This window comes from Streptomyces sp. MZ04, assembly GCF_004684775.1.
Lineage (GTDB): Bacteria > Actinomycetota > Actinomycetes > Streptomycetales > Streptomycetaceae > Streptomyces.
In genome coordinates this window covers 1-15942 of sequence record NZ_SRIC01000066.1, presented here as the reverse complement: position 1 = coordinate 15942, position 15942 = coordinate 1, and the positions used below count along the sequence as shown (strand labels likewise).

Here is a 15942-nt window from a genome sequence, read left to right as displayed (position 1 = left end):
GCACCTGCCCCACGCGTGCGTGCGAGACCTCTGGTCAGAGCCGCGGGCCCGCAGGACGATGCCCGCGTGGAGCCCTACTGGGAACTGACCTTCGACGCCGACGGGGACGCCGACACCGCGCAGCGCGACCGCCTCCTCGCCGGGGTGGCCCGCGAGCGCGTCACCGATCTGCTCGTCCTCGCGCACGGCTGGAACAACGACCAGGACATGGCGACCGACCTCTACCGGCGGTTCTTCGCCCCCTGCCAGAACCTCGCGGGCACGGGCGTACGCCTGGGATACGTGGGCGTGATCTGGCCCGCGATCCGCTTCCCCGACGAGCCGATCCCCGACTTCGAGCCCTCCGCCGCGGCCACCGCCGGAGCGGGTGCGGGGCCCCTGCTCGACGAGCCGACCCGGCGGCTGCTCGCCGCGACGTTCCCCGGCCGCGACGCCGAACTGGAGCGGATCGGCGCCCTGTTGGCCGAGAGCTCCGGGGTCGCGTCCCGGCTCTACGAGTACGGCCGCCACGTACGCGATCTCGTGTCCGTGCACGAGAACAGCCCCGCACGGCGCTTCGCCGACGACATCTGGAGCGGTGAGCCCGCCATGCTGACCGACGACGCCGTCGAGGTGTGCGAGCTGTTCGCCGCCGCGATGGAGGGCACCGGGCAGCAGGAACTCTTCGGGAGCCTGCGCAAGCGGCTCTGGAACGGGGCACACGAACTCCTGCGCCAGGCCAGCTACTACGCGATGAAGCGCCGGGCGGGCACCGTGGGCCAGCTGGGCCTCGGTCCCACGGTCGGGCTGCTTGTCCGTGAGGTGCCCGCGCTGCGGGTGCATCTGATCGGGCACAGCTTCGGCGCGCGGCTCGTGTCGTACGCGCTGCGCGGGATGCCGGAGTCGGTGCGCGGTGTGAAGTCGACGACACTGCTCCAAGGGGCGTTCTCGCACTACGCGTTCTCCGACCGGCTGCCGCACGACCCGCGGCGCGGCGGTGCGCTGCACGGCGTACAGCGCCGCATCGACGGCCCGCTGGTGTCCTGCTACTCGCGCCACGACGACGCCCTGGGCAAGATCTATCCCCTCGCCTCGAAGATCGCCGGGGACTCGTCGACCTTCCTCGGCCTCTGGGAGCGGTGGGGCGCCATCGGCTACGACGGGATCAGGGCGGTGGACGGCGCCAAGCGCGTCAAGCTGGGCCGGGCGATCCCCGCCAAGGGGTGTGTGAGCGTGGACGCGGCGTCGGTGGTGCGGCGCGGCGGTCCGCCCTCCGGTGCGCACAGCGACATCTGCCACGAGGAACTGGCGCGCGTCGTGTTCGCCGCAGGACGGATCGCCCTCGCCTGAACTCCCTTGCGCCTGGCGGTGCTTGGGGAACCTCTGCAGAAGCTCCTCATAGCTCCAGCTCACGGCCGCCTTATGTCAGCCATCGAAAATCGGATGGAAGCCGAGGGAGCCGAATCGCGTGTCGATACGTCTACTCGGCAACGTCCGAGAACGTGCGACGGAGGTGCAGGGCGATGGCCGGATTCCGGAGTCTCGCGAGACAGGTGCGTGATCCCGAGAGCGATCTGGCGCTGCGGCGCTACTCGCTCCGCAAGTGCCTGGAGAGGTTCGCTCCTTACGGCCACCGGGCGACCTGGGACCATCTGTGCTCCCGGGCGGGCTTCGGGCCCGAGGACCGGTCGCCCGATCCGGCGCGGCTCGTTGCCGCGCTCGACGAACTGGAGGCGGCGCGTGCGGTCTGGCTCTCCTACGAGGAGGGTTTCGCGGAGCGCCGCCGCAAGGAGAAGCACGACGGTCTGCGCCGGCCGGGCAGCGTGGACGACTGGCACCGGTGCACCTGGGGCGGATGCGGCGTCGCCTGGTGCGACGACCCCGGCATCCATCCCTCCGAGCCGCTCGCCGAGGTGCTCCGCCGGCTGATCGCGGCGCTCGAGCGGGACCCCGGCACGGTCTGCCCCGTGTGTGTGCGGCCCGATCTCGTCTGGAAGCACGGCCTGGCGCACGAGCCGTCATCGGGCCCGGTCTGCACGAACTGCGGGATCGTGGTGCCGATCCCGGTGCTCACGCCCGCGACGACGGCACGGGCGCGAACGAGGCGGGAACGACCGCTGGTCTCGGCCTGATCAAAACCGGTTCAGCCTGACCAGAACCGGTTCGGCCTGACCAGAACCGGTTCAGCCTGACCAGAACCGGTTCAGGGGGTCATGACATCCGTCTGGACGGCCAGCTTGAACTCGGCGAGCACGAGCGGCGCGGCGATCTTCACGTCGCCCGCGCCGCGCGCCGACACCTTCAGACCGACCGGTGTCTGCGGATGCACGAACATCTGCCAGGTGTACGTCCGGTACTGCCCGCCCCGGGTGGGCACCCAGTCGGTGGTGGCCGTCGAGTCGTACCCCGTCGAGCCGCCGAGCGGATCACGCACATAGCGTGCCCGGTACTCGGTGGGCCGGCCGTCCGGCTTCCAGAAGACCATCGCGGACAGGGTGCCCCAGCCCTCGTGGCTGGGCCAGATGAGCCCGGAGCGGGCGTCCGGGAACTGGGACGGGCTGGTGTGCCCCTTGCCGGGGTCGTGCATGTGCCACGGGTCGTACGACTCCTCGGCGTCGTCGTACGGGAACCGCACGAGGTGGTAGCCGTCACTGTCGTACGTGATCTTCTGCGGCCCAGTCCTCGCGGCTTCCCACTTCAACGAGCAGACGGCGATTCCCATCGGCCCTCCCCTGTGTGTTGTCCTGTGGTGATGCGGCTATGTCTGAACGGCGCCCGCGGCGCGGGCGATGGTGCGGTGATCCCGGTGTCGCCCGGGGCGATGGCCGAGTCCGTGGCGCAGGCCGTCGCGGCCGGTGCACGGGATGTTCATGTACACCCCAAGTCCCCTTGTGGACAAGACACTTTGTCGCCGCGCGCGGTTGCGGCCACGCTCGAGGCGCTGCGTTCCACGGCCTCCGTCCCTATAGGGGTGACCACCGGCGCGTGGGCCGAAACGGATCCTGACCGGCGGGTGGCACAGATCCGCGCCTGGACGGTGCTCCCCGACCACGCGTCGGTCAACTGGCACGAGCCGGGCGCGGAAGCGGTGGCCGAGGCGCTGCTCGAGCGGGGCGTGGGCGTCGAGGCGGGCCTGTGGTCCGGCACGGACGGCGCGCGGCGGTTCGCCGCGTCCCCGCTCGGCCCGCGCGTCCTGCGGGTCCTCGCCGAGGTGACGGACCCCGACCCCCGGAGGGCTCCGGACGCGGCCCGCGCGCTGCTCGCCGCGATCGGCGCCGCGCACGGCCGCCCGGTGCTGCTGCACGGTGAGGACGGCGGGGCGTGGCCGGTGCTTCGCCTGGCGGGGCGGCTCGGCCTCGCGACCCGCGTCGGCCTGGAGGACACGCTGTTCCTGCCGGACGGGCAACGGGCCGCGTCGAACGCTCAGTTGGTCTCGGCGGCGCTGTCCCAGTACAAGTGGGCCCAGCGGTCTTCGTAGGGCAGGGCGAGCAGCTCGATGCGGGTGACGAGGCCGGGGTCGGCTCCGGCGGCACGCAGCCGGGGCGGTGCGTGCTCGGCCAGCCACAGCTGCACCTCGCGGACGGGCTCGTCGCGGTCGAACCAGTACCACCACGGCACGACACCGCTCGCGTCGTCGCTCAGCAGGTCCTGCTCCCACGCCTCACAGGCCCACACGAGCTCCTGGTCGCCGGGCCCGCCCACCGGCTCATCGGCCCAGCGCGCCAGGAGGGGCGTGACGGTGCCGCCCATGTCGGCGCAGCAGGCGAAGACATCGGTGACGTCGTACGGAGAGGAGTCCTGCCGCAGGAAGTCGTCCCACCAGGCGTCGATGAACTCCCGTACGGCGGCGGCCTGCGGGTCCGGCCAGTCGGGCCAGCCCGCGCGGCCGAGACCGCAGGCCGCGTAGCCGAGCCCTTCGAAGGCGCCGCTCGCCAGCCAGGTGGTGAACTGCGGCAGGAGGCGGCGCAGGACGGCCGGGTGGTCGTCGAAGTGGCTGGGCTCCTTGTGCACGAACATCCGCAGGAGATCGTCGGGGAGCGGTACGTCCGGGCGGTGCAGCAGCGCGATGTCCGCTTCCGCGTAGCAGTGGGTGCAGCCGGTCTCGCCCGGTGCGGCGGTCAGGCCGCCGAAGAGGTCGTGGATGCGGTCGAGCGCCGCGGCGAGGCGGGGCGTGACGGTCATGGCGGGGGGCATGGCGGGGGTCCTGCGGGACTCCGGTGCGCGGTGGCGGGTGCCGCCGGCCGAAGAGCGTGACGTTATCAGGGCGATATTCGGTCGCTCCATCGCTTTGTCGTCGGGAGAGTTGGGGGCGATGACAGTCCAGATGACAGTCCAGCCGCGCACACCTGATCTGCGCGAACCCTAGGAGCCCGTTCCATGTCGACGCTGCGCGTCACCGCCGAAGTGCTGACCGTCCATGAGCATCCCAACGCCGACGCCCTCGAGCTGGCCCAGGTGGGCCTGTACCGAGCCGTCGTCGCCAAGGGTGCCTACCGCACCGGCGACAGCGCCCTCTACATCCCCGAACAGTCCGTGCTGCCCGCCGAGTTGATCGAGGAGCTGGGCCTGACGGGGCGGCTCGCGGGCGGCAAGTCGGACCGGGTCAAGGCGGTACGGCTGCGGGGCGAGCTGTCGCAGGGCATCGTGTGCCGGCCGCGGGCGCTCGCGGATGTCGACCTGGCGGCCGCCGCGGCGGACGGCACGGACTTCGCGGAGCGGCTCGGCGTCGTCAAGTGGGTGCCGCCGGTGCCGCCCACGATGGACGGCGAGGTGGAGGCCGCGCCGGATCTGCTGCCGTGGGTCGACATCGAGAACGTCCAGCGCTATCCGGACATCTTCGAGCCCGGTGAGCCGGTGGTCCTCACGGAGAAACTGCACGGCTCGGCCTGCCTCCTGACGTACGTGGCGGACGGCGGCCGCGTCCATGTCTCGTCGAAGGGCTTCGGCTCCAAGTCCCTTGCGCTGAAGAGGGATCCGCGCAATCTGTACTGGCGCGCGGTGCACGCCCACGGGGTGGCGACCGCTGCGGCCGCGCTGGCCGAGCGGCTCGGCGCGCGCCGGATCGGCGTCTACGGCGAGGTGTTCGGCGCGGGCGTCCAGGACCTGACGTACGGCGCGGACGGCCGCCGGGACACGATCGGTTACGCCGCGTTCGACGTCTGCGCGGACATCGACGGCACGCTGCGCTGGCTCGACCCGGCGAAGGTGCTTGACGGTGAACTGCCGTTGGCGCCACGGCTGTACGAGGGTCCGTACGACGCGGATGTGGTGTTGGCGACCGCCACGGGGCGCGAGACGGTGTCGGGCCGCGAACTGCATCTGCGGGAGGGTGTGGTGATCCGGCCCGCGGTCGAGCGGTACAGCGCGATGACGGGAGGCCGTGCCATCGCCAAGGCGGTCAGCGCCGCCTATCTGACGCGGAAGGGCGGTACGGAGTTCGAGTAGGTCGCTCTTCACGGGCTCCGCCCCTGTCGATCGCGCGCGTCCCGAGTTCGCGGGCGGTCTCCACGAACGCCCGTACATGCGGCGCGGGGGCGGACTCGGGCAGGACGAGCGCCCATTCGGTGGGCGGCGCGTCGTCGATCGGGACCAGCACCACTCCGGGGTACGTGTAAGAGCGCGGGACATGGGCGTTGAGCGGGCAGACCGCGCGCCCGGCCGCGACCAGGGCCAGGACCTCGTGGAAGGTCCTGGCCCGCGGGCCGCGGTGGACCAGGCGCCCGCCCGGCGTCCGCTCCGGGCACATCGCCCCGAACCACTCCCCGGGAGTACGCGGGCCGGGGTCCGGAACCGTCCGGCCGGGTCCTCGAGTGACACGCGGGCCCGTGACGCCAGATCGGAGACCGCGGCACGGCCAGGACCCGGCCCTCCGTCAGCACTACGGAACCGGGGCAAAGTCCGGGTCCGGGCACCGGGAGCCACATCAGTTGCGCCGACACCTCGCCTGCCCGTATCCGGGCGAGCGGATCGCTGAAGTGGTACTCCACGAACTCCACACCGCACTGGGGGTGGCGGGCGCGGAACTCCTCGACCAGGGAGAGATGCAGCCGCTCAGCGGTCCGGCCGAAGTGCAGTTCCTCGGCCGGCGTCAGGAAGATCTCGATGTCCCGCAGTTCCACGGCTCCCCTGTCCCGACCACCGCCGTACCGGAGCGGTTCGCTCAGCGCTGCCCCTCCTCCGCCACCTGGACATGGTCCGCGATGCCCACCACCAGGACCCGCGTCCCCTCCTCCAACGGCCGCCACCGGTGGGGCAGTTCCGCCGCGCAGTACAGCGTGTCGCCCCGCTCGAGGCGGTAGACGGAGCCCGCCGCCTCCACCTCGGCCGAGCCGTCGGCGACGTACAGGACCTCGTCGTTGCGGTGGCGGAACTCGCGGCCCCAGCCGTGGTCGCCGGTGAACTCCAGGGCGTGCAGCCGCTGGTGACCGCGGACCAAGGGGCGCATCCGGGCCTCGCGGGCGCCCTCGCCCTCGCTCACCGCGGCCGAGTCGCCGCGCACCACGTCCACCGGGCGCGGCGCCTGCGCCGCGGCGAGGAGCTGGACGGCCGTGGTGTCGAGGGCGTCGGCGATGCGCTGCAGGGATCCCATGCTGGGCCGGGAGCGGCCGTTCTCCACCTGGCTGAGGAAGGGTGCCGATACCCCCGCCCGCGCCGCCACTTCGGCCAGCGTCAGGTCCAGGGCGCGGCGCAGCCTGCGGATCCCGGGACCGATCTGCGGGGTGTCCGCATCCGTCGTACCCATATCGCGAAGCCTATCTCTTGGGTTAACGTCCTCCGCACCACTTAAGAAAGTTAAGTAGACGAGAGGACGGATCCCCCTATGGCCCGCGTGGACCAGAATCAGCGCCGCCGTCGCGGCACCGGCTTGATGGCCTTGGACGAGGACGCCAGTTACGGCGGCTACACCCTCTTCGCGCCGCTCACCGGCGGTGGCGAGGTCTATCTGATCGACACCCGCGGCGAGATCGCCCACCAGTGGAATCTCCCGCACCGCCCGGGCCGGCACGCCCGGATCCTGCCGAACGGGAACCTCGCCTACAACGGCGTGCTCCCCGACGAGCCCGCGCTCTTCCCGATGTGGCACAAGTACCGCGGCGGGATCATGCAGGAGATGGCCCCGGACGGCACGGTCCTGCGCGAGCACCGCGACCCGCTCCAGCACCACGACGCGCACCACTACGGCGACGGACGGCTGCTCTACACCGCCCTGGAGCCGCTGACCGGCGAGGCCGCCGCGGCCGTGCGCGGCGGTGTGCCAGGATCCGAGGCCGACGGCGGCACGGTGTGGGCCGACACGATCGTCGAGGTGGACGCGGACGGGAACAGGACGTGGGAGTGGAAGGTCTCCGAGCACCTCGGGCGTGCGGACTTCCCGCTCCACCCGGACTATGCCCGCGAGCACTTCCCGCTGATCAACAGCGTCCTTCCGACGAGCGACGGCAACATCCTCGCCAGCTTCCGCTCGGTCTCCGCCGTCGCCGTCATATCGCGTGCGAGCGGTGACATCATCTGGCGTTCCGAGCCCGGCGTCGTCTCCCAGCAGCACTGCCCCACCGAGCTGCCGAACGGGAACTTCCTCGTCTTCGACAACGGCGTCTTCCGGCCGCGCTGGGACGTGCCGTTCAGCCGCGTCATCGAGATCGAGCGGTCGAGCGGAAAGGTCGTCTGGGAGTACCACGACCCGGCCCGCGAGTCGTTCTTCGCGCCCTTCATGGGCAGCGCTCAGCGGCTGCCGAACGGCAACACCCTGGTCACCGACTCCCCCGCGGGCCGCCTCTTCGAGATCACCGCGGACGGCTATCTCTGCTGGGAATACGTCGTGCCGAACTTCGGCGGCTACGAGGAAGAGGAGGTCCGCGAACTCTTCCCCTCCGAACCCAACGCCGTGTTCCGCGCCTACCGTTACGCGGCGTCCGAACTGCCCTGGCTGACCGCGGCGCACGACTCCGCGAAGGGCTGACCCGGTGGCCGCCGCCGTCGACGAACGTCTGCCGCTGCCACGCCTCGCCCCACTCGCCGTCCAGCATCTGCTGGCCGGCGTGGCGGCCCCCGTCTCCTCCGTGATCCTGATCGGCACGACGCTGCGGCTCACCGCCGGGCAGACCGCCTCGCTGCTCAGCGCCACACTGGTGCTGTGCGGGATCGGCGCGCTGTTCCAGTCCCTGGGCGTGCGGGCGCTGCGCGTCGGCGCGCGGCTGCCGTTCCTGATGCTGCCGGGCGGCGCCGCGGTGGCGATCTTCCTGCAGATCGCGAAGGAGTACGGGCCCGCGACGGCCTCGGGGTCCGTGCTGCTCGCCGCGGCCTTCCTGATCTGCGTACTGCCGTTCTACGGACGGGTGGTGCGGCTTTTCCCGCCGCTGGTGATGGGGACGACGGTCGTCCTGATCGGCATCAACATGATCAAGGTGACGGCGCCGATGGTGGCGTCGGATCCCGGCCCCGGATTCGCGACGCTCGCCGTCATCGCCGTCCTCTTCCTCGTCCTGCGCGGCGTATGGCGGCAGATGGCGGTGCTCTTCGGGCTCGCGGGCGGCACGGTCGTGGCGCTCCTGCTCGGCACGGACATCCATCTCGCGTCCGGCGCCGCGTTCGCCCTGCCGGACCTGTTCCCTTACGGTGCCCCGCAGTTCGATCTGCTCGCGGCCGTCCCGCTGCTCGTCTTCGCGCTCGCCTCGCTCGCCGAGGCCACCGGGCAGACCGTGCTCAACAGCGAGGCGGTCGGCCGCACCCCGGACGCGGGCCGCGACGTACCGCGCATCGCCCGCGCCGACGCCCTGGTCTCGCTGGGCGCCGGTGTCTTCGGTACGTCGCTGATGGTGACCAGCGCCGAGAACATCGGCATCGTCCAACTGACCCGCGTACGCAGCCGGTTCGTGACGGCGGGCGCGGGCGTGCTGCTCGTCGTGTGCGGCCTGTTCACCCCGCTGACCCGGCTGCTCGCCGCGATCCCCGAGCCCGTGGTCGGCGCCGCGGGTCTGGTGATCTACGCGGTCATCGCGGCCCTCGGCTTCAGCATGCTCTCCCGGGTCGACCTGACGCACGGCACCGGCAACGTGGTCGTCGCGCTCGCCCTGGTCGTGGGGCTGCTCCCGGTGATGGCCCCCGAGATGTACGCGGGCCTGCCGTCCTGGGCGCACACGCTCTTCGGCAGCGGAGTGGCCGCGGGGGCGCTCGCGGCGGTGCTGCTGAGCGCCGTCTTCCGCAGGCTGGGGCCGGGCGAACCGCCCGAGGTCACTTCCGCGTCTGCCGCTCCACCAGCAGACGGGAGCCCGTGAGCCGGTCGCCGAAGACGTCGTCCGGGTTGGAGAGCACACACGTCTCCAGGGAGAGACAGCCGCAGCCGATGCAGTCCGTGAGGTGATCGCGCAGGCGGCCCAACTGCTTGATGCGCTCGTCCAGTTCCGAGCGCCAGGTCTCCGAGAGGCGCGCCCAGTCCTCGCGGGTCGGGGTGCGCTCCTCGGGGAGCGAGTCGAGCGCGTCACGGATGGTGGCGAGCGGGATGCCGACGCGCTGCGCGGCCCGTACGAAGGCGACGCGGCGCAGCGCGTCACGGTGGTAGCGGCGCTGGTTGCCCGAGGTACGACTGCTGCTGATCAGGCCCTTGGACTCGTAGAAGTGCAGGGCGGACACGGCGGCGCCGCTGCGGGCCGACAACTGGCCGACCGACAGCTCGTGGATCTTCTCTGGGATCTGGGGCACCCCTCAGACCCTAATGGCTGATCCGTTGACACACACCGACGCACCCCGCATGCTGAGCAAGCGCTTAGTTCGAATTCTTTGAGGAGGCCAGGGACATGGCAGAGCCGAGGATCTTCGCGTCGGCCGACGATCTGCGTGCCGGAGTCGGCGAGCAGCTCGGGCAGAGCGATTGGCTGGAGGTCGACCAGAAGCGGATCGACCAGTTCGCCGACGCCACGGGCGACCACCAGTGGATCCACGTGGACGCGGAGAAGGCGGCCCAGGGCCCCTTCAAGACGACCATCGCGCACGGCTATCTGACGCTGTCGCTGCTGCCGAGCCTGGTGCCGCAGGTCATGCGGGTCGAGGGCATGAAGATGGGCGTCAACTACGGCACCAACAAGGTCCGCTTCCCCTCCCCCGTGCCCTCGGGCTCCCGGGTGCGGGCGACCGCGGTCCTCAAGGAGGTCGAGGCGACCAAGGACGGCGGCGTGCAGGTGACCGCCGTGGTCACCGTCGAGCGCGAGGGCGGCGAGAAGCCCGCGTGCGTCGCGGAGTCGGTGTCCCGCTACTACTTCTGAGACGCGCGGGGCTCAGGAGGCCTGCTTCCGAGCCCCCACCATCCGCAGCACGAGGTCGGCGTAGAGCGCGCCGACCTCGTCGGGCGTCCGGTGTCCCGCGGCGTTGAACCAGCGGGCGACGTCGATGCAGAGCGAGAGCACGGCGAGCGTGGTGCCCGGCACGTCGGGGACGTCGAACTCCCCTGCCCGCACCCCGTCGTTGATCATGTCCCGCACCGCCGCGTCCGACCGCCTGCGCAGCGCGACGATCTCCGTGCGGTGCTCGTCGCCGAGCGCGTCCAGCTCGTACTGGACCACCCGCGCGGTCATGTGGTGGGCGGCGTGCCAGCGGACGAAGGACCGCACGGCGGCCGCGAGCCGCTCCGCCGCGGTGCCAGGGCCGTCGGCGGCGGCCCGCAGGATCGCGAGGGCCTTGTCGTGGCCGATCCTGCTGATCCGGTGGAGCAGCTCTTCCTTGGTCTTGTAGTGGATGTAGAGCGCCGCGGGACTCATGCCCGCGCGGCCCGCGATGTCCCGCGTCGTCGTCGCGTGGTACCCGCGCTCGGCGAAGGCCTCGACGGCGGCGACGAGCAGCCGCCTCGCCGCGTCAGGCGTGACCTCGCCCCATGGCTGGTCCTCGACCTCGGTCTCCTCCGCCGCGCTCATGCCCACTCCTTCCGCCGGTCGGAAGGGACACCATACCCCTGGCAGTGAGCAAGCGCTTAGGCGCCGGATCAGGCCGGCGGCCTGAACGGGTCATGCCGTCGGCTTGAACGGGTCATGCCGTCGGCTTGAACGGGTCATGATCGGCGAGGATCTTCTCGAGGCGGGCCTGGTCCACGCGGCTGACGATCTGGTCGGCCTCCTGCCGGTCCCTGACGACCTTGGCGAGCGTGAACGCGGACGTCGTCAGGTACAGCACGGAGACGGCGAGAAAGGCGCGGATCCAGCCGCTGACGTCGAGGCTGTAGATGCCGCCGGCCGTCGCGGCCAGCGCCACGGCGAACGAGGCGACCGCCTGGCCGTAGTAGGCGGTGGTGTTCTGCTGCTTGACCGGTGTCTCACTCATGCCCCAGAGCCTGGCGCGGGATCACCGCAGCCACATCCGCTCTCGTACTCAACTCGGGTACTCAGTACGCCCGCCGGGCCCAGCGGCCTCAGAACGCCGAGACCCCCGTCAGCGCCCGGCCGATGACCAGCTTCTGGATCTGGCTCGTGCCCTCGTAGAGCGTCATCACGCGGGCGTCGCGCAGCAGCTTGCCCGCCGGGTACTCGTCGATGTAGCCGTAGCCGCCGAAGACCTGGAGCGCGTTGTTGGCGGCGCGGACGGCGGCCTCCGACGCGAACAGCTTCGCCTTGGAGGACTCCGTGGTGAAGGGCTGCCCCCGGTCGATGAGGTCGGCGACCCGCCAGGTGAGCAGCCGGGCCGCGTCCACGTCCACCGCGATGTCGCTGATCAGCTCCTGGACCAGTTGATGGTGGGCGATGGTCTTGCCGAACTGCTCGCGCTCGGTCGCGTACGTCACCGCCGCGTCCAGGGCGGCCTGGGCGAGGCCCACGCATCCGGCGGCGACCGACATCCGCCCCTTGGCGAGCGCCGACATGGCGACCGAGAAGCCCTTGCCCTCGGGCGCGAGCATCGCCGACGCCGGGACGCGGACGTCCTCGAGGACCAGCTCGGCGGTGGCCTGGCCGCGCAGGCCGAGCTTGCCGTGGATGGTGCGGCGGCTCAGGCCGGGGGTGTCGGTCGGCACGAGGAAGGCGGAGACGCCCTTGTGTCCGGGGGCGTCGGTCGACCGCGCGAAGAGGAGCACGACATCGGCCCAGGTGCCGTTCGTGATGAACATCTTGGAGCCGTTGATGACGTAGTCGTCGCCGTCGCGCACGGCCTTCGTCGAGAGGTTCCCCGCGTCGGATCCGGTGCCCGGCTCGGTGAGCCCGAAGCAGCCGACGTACGCGCCGGAGGTGAGCCCCGGCAGCCACTGCCGCTTCTGCTCCTCGCTCCCCCAGTACGCGACGGTCTTGGCCACGAGCCCCAGCGAGACCGAGACGATGCCGCGCACGGAGGAGTCGCCGCGCCCCAGCTCCTCGGTCACCAGGCAGTACGCCAGGTGGTCGCCGCCCGAGCCGCCGTACTCCTCGTCGATCGTCAGCCCGAGGAAGCCGACCTCGCCGAGCTTCTTCACGATCGACCGGTCCACGCTCTCGGCGCGGTCCCACTCCACGACGTGCGGGGCGATCTCGCGCTCGACGAAGTCCCTGGCGAGCCGCTTGACGGCGATCTGCTCCTCGCTGAGCTCCAGATTCATCGAGAACACCCCACTTTTCCCGGCTCTCCCGGATTTAAATTAGCACTGCTAGTTTCTGTCGGCAGCCCTACTATGTGCCGCATGGCCCGACCGCGCAAGCCCCTCCTCAGCAGAGATCGCATCGTCGAAGCGGCGCGCGCGCTCGTGGACGCCGAGGGCCTCACGGCCGTCTCGACGCGCCGGCTCGCGGCCGAGCTCGGGGTGAGCGGACCCTCCCTCTACAACCACTTCCGCACCAAGGACGAGATCCTCGAGGCGGTCGCCGACTCGGTCAGCGCCCAGGTCGATCTGTCGATGTTCGATCCCGCCGACGAGCGCGACTGGCGCACGGCCCTGCACGACTGGGCGGTGTCCTACCGGGCGGCGCTCACCCTGCACCCGAACATCGTCCCCGTGCTCGCCCACGGTCCGGGCCGCCGCCCGGCGGGCCTGCGCCTCGCGGACGCGGTCTTCGGCGCGATGGTCGACGCGGGCTGGCCCGCGGCGCAGGCGACGTCCATCGGCGCGCTGCTGCGGTACTTCGTCATGGGCTCGGCGCTCGGCTCGTTCGCCGGGGGCTTCGTGGACGACGAGGCGGCGTACGACCCGGCCGACTATCCACACCTCGGCCAGGCCCACCTCCTCGCCGACCGCCAGCAGCGGATCGACGAGCGGGCCTTCGACACCGGCCTGCGGGCCCTGCTCGACGGTCTCGCCCTGCAGTACGAGCAGGTGGCGACGCCCGCCGCCTGACGGGGGCGCGGGGTTCACGGCACACCAAGGCGCCATATCGCCCGGCACGTGCGTAGATGTAAAGTGCATCCGCCTTGCCGGGCGAAACATGGATGTAACACGGGAGTGAGTCGTGCGGCCCTCAACGGATGCCAGGCGCCCGCCTCTTGGGGTGCTCCCCTTCGCCGCCCAGGTCCTGCGCGGCCACGCGCAGGTCACCTTCCTGCCCAGCGCGGCCGCGGGCGCCGTCTTCTGCGTCGCGCTGTTCGCGGCGGGCTGGGAGTACGGGCTCTACGGCCTGGCGGGCACGGCCGTCGGCACCGCCACCGCGCGAGCCCTCGGAGCGCCGCGCGAAGGCGTGTCGACCGGCCTCGAAGGCTTCAACGCCTGCCTCACCGCGCTGTGTTTCGCCGTGTTCCTCGGCGCGGGGCACCTGTCCACGGCCGTGCTCGCGCTCGCGGGGTGCGTGGTCGTCACGGTCGTGACGGCGGCCATGACGCATCTGCTCGGCGTCTGGCGGCTGCCGCCCCTGACGATGCCGTACTGCCTGCTGGCCGGCGTGATGACGCTCGCGGCGCCCGGCTTCGAGCGGGTAGGCCAACACGCGAACGGCCCCGGGCCACTCCCACGGGCGGCAACCGGCCCCACCACTCTCCAACTCACCGACCTGGCCAGGGCCTTCTTCGCCGACTTCGGCCAGATCTTCTTCATGCCGCAGTGGTACGTCGGTGCTCTCCTCCTCCTCGGCCTCTTCGTCGCGAGCCGTCGCGCGGGCGCCGTGGCGTGCCTGGGCAGCCTCGTCGGCATCGGTGCGGCGTGGGCGCTCGGGGCGCCCGCCGCGCGGATCGCCGACGGCTCGATGGGATACAACTCGGTGCTCGTCGCCCTCGCGTTGTGCGGCACCTTCCTGCCGGTCCGCGGGGCGACTCTCACGTACGCACTCGTGGGCGCGGCCACCGTGACCGCCGTCGGCCCCGCGCTCTCCGCGCTCCTCGCACCGTCCGGCGGGCACGCCTTCACCTGGCCGTTCATCCTGACGACGCTCGTGTTCCTCGCGGCGAGCCGGTCCTTCCCTCGATTGTGTACGACGATTCCGGCGCCGTCAGGGCAGACAGCACCGGAATCAGCCGCGACCGGGGCCGTCAGCGGGAACTCGCCCGCCCCGCAAGCACCTTGATCGAGATCAGGGCGATCACCGCGAGCCCGATGATGTACGCGGAGACGGCCATCGAGGTGCCCGTCGCCTCAAGGAGCAGCACCATCACGAACGGCGCGAGCCCGCCGCCGAACACCGCCGCGATCTGGTAGCCGAGCGAGGCTCCCGTGTACCGCATCTCGGCCGTGAACAGCTCGGCGAAGAGCGCGGCCTGCGGCCCGTACATGATGCTCAGGAAGCAGCTGGTGACGAACGTCCCGACGGCCAGCCACAGCAGCGATCCGGTGTCGATGAGCAGGAACATCGGCACCGCCCAGACCGCGAGCCCGGCCGCGCCGATGGCGTAGATCCGCAGCCGCCCGATGCGGTCGGAGAGCGCCGCGGAGGCCGGGATCAGGGCGAGTTGGGTGAGGCTGACGCAGAGCGAGACGGTGAGGACCGCGCTGCGCTTCATGTCGAGCTCGCGGGTGGTGTAGTCGAGGACGCCGGTGATGATGATGTAGAAGGTCGCCGTGTTCACCGCGAAGGAGCCGCCGGCCAGGAAGACGGTGCCGAGGTGGTGGCGCAGGATGGTGCGCAGCGGCGAGCTCTTGCTGCCCCCGTCCCCCTGCTCCCCCTTCTCCTTCTCCCCCTTCTCCTTCTTCTCCTTCTCGGCGAGGGCCTTCTCCGCCTCGCGGAACTCGGGTGTCTCCTCGACGCGGGTGTGGATGTACCAGGCGAGGACGAGGACGAGGATCCCGACCATGAACGGCACCCGCCAGCCCCACGCCTCGAAGGCGCTCTCGCTGGTGGCGGCGCCCACGACCAGGAAGACGGTGTTGGCGGTCACCACGCCGATGGGGACGCCCAGTTGGACCAGGCTGCCGTAGAGGCCGCGCTTGCCATCGGGGGCGTACTCGGTGGCCATCAGCATCGCGCCGCCCCACTGCGCGCCGACGGCGATGCCCTGCAGGACGCGGAGGGTGACGAGCAGGATCGGCGCGGCGATGCCGACCGTCTCGTACGTGGGGAGCAGACCGATGCCGGTGGTGGAAAGGCCCATCAGGGTCAGCGCGAGGACCAGCATGGGCTTGCGGCCCCGCTTGTCCCCGAGCTGGCCCGCGATGACGCCGCCGATCGGCCGGGCGAGGAAGCCGACGGCGAAGGTCGCGAAGGCGGCGAGGACTCCTGCGGAGGAGCTGCCCGCGGGGAAGTAGAGGTCGCCCAGGACGAGGGCGGCGGCTATCCCGAAGACGAAGTAGTCGTACCACTCGACCGCGGAGGCGAGCGCGGCGGCGGTGGCGACCTTGCGGCGGTGGGGATCCGCCGGGTCCTGGGACTTCTGGGTGGGAGCGGAGAGGGAGGCTGCGGAGGTCGGTGCGGGGTCCATGCGGGTGCACACTCCGGTGGTTCCGGGGACGGGACAGGGGGTGGCGCCGTGATTGCAGGGAACGTACCGACCAGTGGGTATGTGGTCAACGGTTCGGACAGGAAGTTCTTTCCTTCAGCCCTGCCCACCGCCCGATCTGTCTATTATACACATCTCCGAGCCCACGAGACGCTCATGAAA

17 protein-coding genes are annotated in these 15942 nt (G+C 71.3%); 9 read left to right on the top strand and 8 right to left on the bottom strand.

What is annotated here, in order from left to right; all coding sequences use genetic code 11:
* Nucleotides 1–66: 66 nt before the first annotated feature.
* Nucleotides 67–1329, top strand: a complete 1263-nt coding sequence (locus E2651_RS16620; RefSeq protein WP_135331926.1) for a serine-threonine protein kinase — start codon at nucleotides 67–69, stop codon at nucleotides 1327–1329.
* A gap of 173 nt (nucleotides 1330–1502) precedes the next feature.
* Nucleotides 1503–2111: a hypothetical protein gene (locus E2651_RS16615; protein ID WP_135331925.1), complete on the top strand. Its 609-nt coding sequence runs from the start codon at nucleotides 1503–1505 to the stop codon at nucleotides 2109–2111.
* Between the two features lie 71 nt (nucleotides 2112–2182).
* Here the strand turns inward: E2651_RS16615 and E2651_RS16610 are convergent, their stop codons facing one another.
* Entirely contained in the window at nucleotides 2183–2701 is a 519-nt protein-coding gene (locus E2651_RS16610; RefSeq protein ID WP_135331924.1) for a hypothetical protein, read from the bottom strand.
* A gap of 27 nt (nucleotides 2702–2728) precedes the next feature.
* On the opposite strand from E2651_RS16610, the gene E2651_RS16605 reads away from it, so the two are divergent.
* Entirely contained in the window at nucleotides 2729–3457 is a 729-nt protein-coding gene (locus E2651_RS16605; protein WP_167828810.1) for a 3-keto-5-aminohexanoate cleavage protein, read from the top strand.
* Here E2651_RS16605 and E2651_RS16600 read toward each other — a convergent pair.
* Nucleotides 3403–4161, bottom strand: a complete 759-nt coding sequence (locus E2651_RS16600) for a hypothetical protein (RefSeq protein WP_135331922.1) — start codon at nucleotides 4159–4161, stop codon at nucleotides 3403–3405. The genes E2651_RS16605 and E2651_RS16600 overlap by 55 nt on opposite strands.
* 195 nt (nucleotides 4162–4356) lie before the next feature.
* Between E2651_RS16600 and E2651_RS16595 the strand changes: the two genes are divergently transcribed.
* Nucleotides 4357–5424 carry an RNA ligase (ATP) gene (locus tag E2651_RS16595; protein ID WP_135331921.1) on the top strand — a complete coding sequence of 356 codons (1068 nt, stop codon included), beginning with the start codon at nucleotides 4357–4359 and terminating at the stop codon, nucleotides 5422–5424.
* Between the two features lie 715 nt (nucleotides 5425–6139).
* Here the strand turns inward: E2651_RS16595 and E2651_RS16585 are convergent.
* Nucleotides 6140–6721: an XRE family transcriptional regulator gene (locus tag E2651_RS16585; protein WP_135331919.1), complete on the bottom strand. Its 582-nt coding sequence runs from the start codon at nucleotides 6719–6721 to the stop codon at nucleotides 6140–6142.
* Between the two features lie 78 nt (nucleotides 6722–6799).
* Between E2651_RS16585 and E2651_RS16580 the strand changes: the two genes are divergently transcribed.
* Both E2651_RS16580 and E2651_RS16575 read left to right on the top strand, forming a co-directional pair.
* Nucleotides 6800–7939 carry an aryl-sulfate sulfotransferase gene (locus tag E2651_RS16580; protein WP_135331918.1) on the top strand — a complete coding sequence of 380 codons (1140 nt, stop codon included), beginning with the start codon at nucleotides 6800–6802 and terminating at the stop codon, nucleotides 7937–7939.
* 4 nt (nucleotides 7940–7943) lie between these two features.
* Nucleotides 7944–9254 (top strand): solute carrier family 23 protein, encoded by a 1311-nt coding sequence (locus tag E2651_RS16575; RefSeq protein ID WP_135331917.1) that lies wholly within the window; start codon nucleotides 7944–7946, stop codon nucleotides 9252–9254.
* Here the strand turns inward: E2651_RS16575 and soxR are convergent.
* Complete coding sequence (gene soxR / locus E2651_RS16570) at nucleotides 9211–9678, bottom strand: redox-sensitive transcriptional activator SoxR (RefSeq protein ID WP_135331916.1); 468 nt, start codon at nucleotides 9676–9678, stop codon at nucleotides 9211–9213. The two genes, E2651_RS16575 and soxR, sit on opposite strands and share 44 nt — an antisense overlap.
* Nucleotides 9679–9773: 95 nt before the next feature.
* Between soxR and E2651_RS16565 the strand changes: the two genes are divergently transcribed.
* Nucleotides 9774–10238, top strand: coding sequence for a MaoC family dehydratase (locus tag E2651_RS16565; protein WP_135331915.1), 465 nt, complete (start codon nucleotides 9774–9776; stop codon nucleotides 10236–10238).
* 12 nt (nucleotides 10239–10250) lie between these two features.
* Here the strand turns inward: E2651_RS16565 and E2651_RS16560 are convergent, their stop codons facing one another.
* The 3 genes from E2651_RS16560 to E2651_RS16550 form a co-directional block, all read right to left on the bottom strand.
* The gene (locus tag E2651_RS16560; protein WP_135331914.1) at nucleotides 10251–10883 is read right to left on the bottom strand and encodes a TetR/AcrR family transcriptional regulator; all 633 of its coding nucleotides are present in this window, start codon (nucleotides 10881–10883) and stop codon (nucleotides 10251–10253) included.
* A gap of 112 nt (nucleotides 10884–10995) precedes the next feature.
* Nucleotides 10996–11286, bottom strand: coding sequence for a YiaA/YiaB family inner membrane protein (locus E2651_RS16555; protein ID WP_135331913.1), 291 nt, complete (start codon nucleotides 11284–11286; stop codon nucleotides 10996–10998).
* 88 nt (nucleotides 11287–11374) lie between these two features.
* Complete coding sequence (locus E2651_RS16550; protein WP_135331912.1) at nucleotides 11375–12526, bottom strand: acyl-CoA dehydrogenase family protein; 1152 nt, start codon at nucleotides 12524–12526, stop codon at nucleotides 11375–11377.
* Between the two features lie 72 nt (nucleotides 12527–12598).
* Between E2651_RS16550 and E2651_RS16545 the strand changes: the two genes are divergently transcribed.
* Both E2651_RS16545 and E2651_RS16540 read left to right on the top strand, forming a co-directional pair.
* Nucleotides 12599–13258, top strand: coding sequence for a TetR/AcrR family transcriptional regulator (locus tag E2651_RS16545; RefSeq protein ID WP_245238895.1), 660 nt, complete (start codon nucleotides 12599–12601; stop codon nucleotides 13256–13258).
* Between the two features lie 151 nt (nucleotides 13259–13409).
* Nucleotides 13410–14414 carry an urea transporter gene (locus E2651_RS16540; protein ID WP_135331910.1) on the top strand — a complete coding sequence of 335 codons (1005 nt, stop codon included), beginning with the start codon at nucleotides 13410–13412 and terminating at the stop codon, nucleotides 14412–14414.
* Here E2651_RS16540 and E2651_RS16535 read toward each other — a convergent pair.
* The gene (locus E2651_RS16535; RefSeq protein WP_135331909.1) at nucleotides 14380–15762 is read right to left on the bottom strand and encodes an MFS transporter; all 1383 of its coding nucleotides are present in this window, start codon (nucleotides 15760–15762) and stop codon (nucleotides 14380–14382) included. The genes E2651_RS16540 and E2651_RS16535 overlap by 35 nt on opposite strands.
* Nucleotides 15763–15942 lie beyond the last annotated feature (180 nt).